This is a genomic window from Flavobacterium sp. LC2016-13 (assembly GCF_009707955.1).
GTDB lineage: Bacteria > Bacteroidota > Bacteroidia > Flavobacteriales > Flavobacteriaceae > Flavobacterium.
The window spans coordinates 1-2124 of sequence record NZ_WMDQ01000039.1; the positions used below are offsets into that span (position 1 = coordinate 1).

General features: G+C 39.4%; 1 protein-coding gene. It reads right to left on the reverse strand.

What is annotated here, in order from left to right; genetic code table 11:
* Positions 1 to 2124 (reverse strand): Ig-like domain-containing protein (locus GKZ86_RS25175; protein WP_154785764.1); only part of this gene is annotated, 2124 nt, incomplete at both ends.

Genomic DNA, 2124 nt, shown 5'->3' on the forward strand with positions numbered 1-2124 from the left:
ATAATTATCATTAACTGCTACTGGATTATCATTGATAGGTGTAACAGTAATAAGTTCATTGGCTGTAGCTGTTCCGCTATGTCCATCGCTGATAACATAAGGAATACTGATTGCCGTAGCCGAATTAAAGTTGGTTGTCGGTGTAAAAGTAATCACACCTGTCGCAGAAATATTTACAGTTCCATTTGTAACTGAAATTGTCTGAACTCCGCCTGTTAAAGCCGTTCCATTGATAGAAGTGATCGTTAAAACATCTACGTCAACATCTGAATCTAAAGCTAATGGGGTTAACGTTACAGTTGCATCTTCGGCAACAGTATAATTATCATTAACTGCTACTGGATTATCATTTACTGGGGTAACGGTAATCAGTTCATTGGCTGTAGCTGTTCCGCCATGACCATCGCTGATAACATAAGGGAAACTAATTGCTCCATTATAATTTAAACTTGCTGTAAACGTAATCACATTCGCAGCCGAAATAGTCACGGTTCCGTTTGTAACCGAAATCGTCTGAACTCCGCCTGTTAATACAGTTCCATTGATTGAAGTGATCGTTAAAGTATCGCCATCAACATCCGAGTCTAAAGCCAATGGAGTTAACGTTACGGTTGCATCTTCAGCAACAGTGTAATTATCGTTAACTGCTACTGGATTATCATTAACCGGTGTAACGGTAATAAGCTCGTTGGCTGTAGCCGTTCCGCCATGTCCATCGCTGATAACGTAAGGGAAACTAATCGCTCCATTATAATTTAAACTTGCTGTAAACGTAATCACATTCGTAGCTGAGATATTTACAGTTCCGTTTGTAACTGAAATACTCTGAACTCCGCCTGTTAAAGCAGTTCCATTGATTGAAGTAATCGTTAAAGTATCGCCATCAACATCTGAATCTAATGCTAATGGTGTTAACGTTACGGTTGCATCTTCGGCAACGGTATAATTATCGTTAACTGCTACTGGATTATCATTAACTGATGTAACGGTAATAAGTTCATTGGCTGTAGCCGTTCCACCATTTCCATCACTGATAACATAAGGAATACTAATGGCTGTAGCCGAATTAAAGTTGGTCGTCGGTGTAAAAGTAATCACATTCGCAGCCGAAATATTTACAGTTCCGTTTGTAACTGAAATACTCTGAACTCCGCCTGTTAATGCAGTTCCATTGATTGAAGTAATCGTTAAAGCATCGCCATCAACATCTGAATCTAATGCTAAAGGAGTTAACGTTACAGTTGCATCTTCGGCAACGGTATAATTATCATTTACTGCCACAGGATTATCATTTACCGGTGTAACAGTAATAAGCTCGTTGGCTGTAGCTGTTCCGCCGTGACCATCGCTGATAACGTAAGGGAAACTGATGGCTCCATTATAATTTAAACCTGCTGTAAACGTAATCACATTCGCAGCTGAGATAGTCACAGTTCCGTTTGTAACTGTTATAGTCTGAGCTCCGCCTGTTAAAGTTGTTCCGTTTATTGAAGTGATTGTTAAAGTATCTCCATCAACATCTGAATCTAAAGCCAAAGGGGTTAACGTTACGGTTGCATCTTCGGCAACGGTATAATTATCATTTACTGCTGTAGGATTATCATTTACCGGTGTAACGGTAATAACCTCATTGGCTGTAGCTGTTCCGCCGTGACCATCGCTGATAACATAAGGAAAACTAATCGCTCCATTATAATTCAACCCTGCCGTAAACGTAATCACATTCGTAGCTGAGATATTTACAGTTCCGTTTGTAACTGAAATACTCTGAACTCCACCTGTTAATGCAGTTCCATTGATTGAAGTAATCGTTAAAGCATCGCCATCAACATCTGAATCTAATGCTAAAGGAGTTAACGTTACAGTTGCATCTTCGGCAACGGTATAATTATCATTTACTGCTGTAGGATTATCATTTACCGGTGTAACGGTAATAAGTTCATTGGCTGTAGCCGTTCCGCCATGTCCATCGTTAATAACATAAGGGAAACTAATCGCTCCATTATAATTTAAAACTGCTGTAAACGTAATCACATTCGCAGCTGAGATATTTACAGTTCCGTTTGTAACTGAAATACTCTGAGCTCCGCCTGTTAAAGTTGTTCCGTTTATTGAAGTGATTGT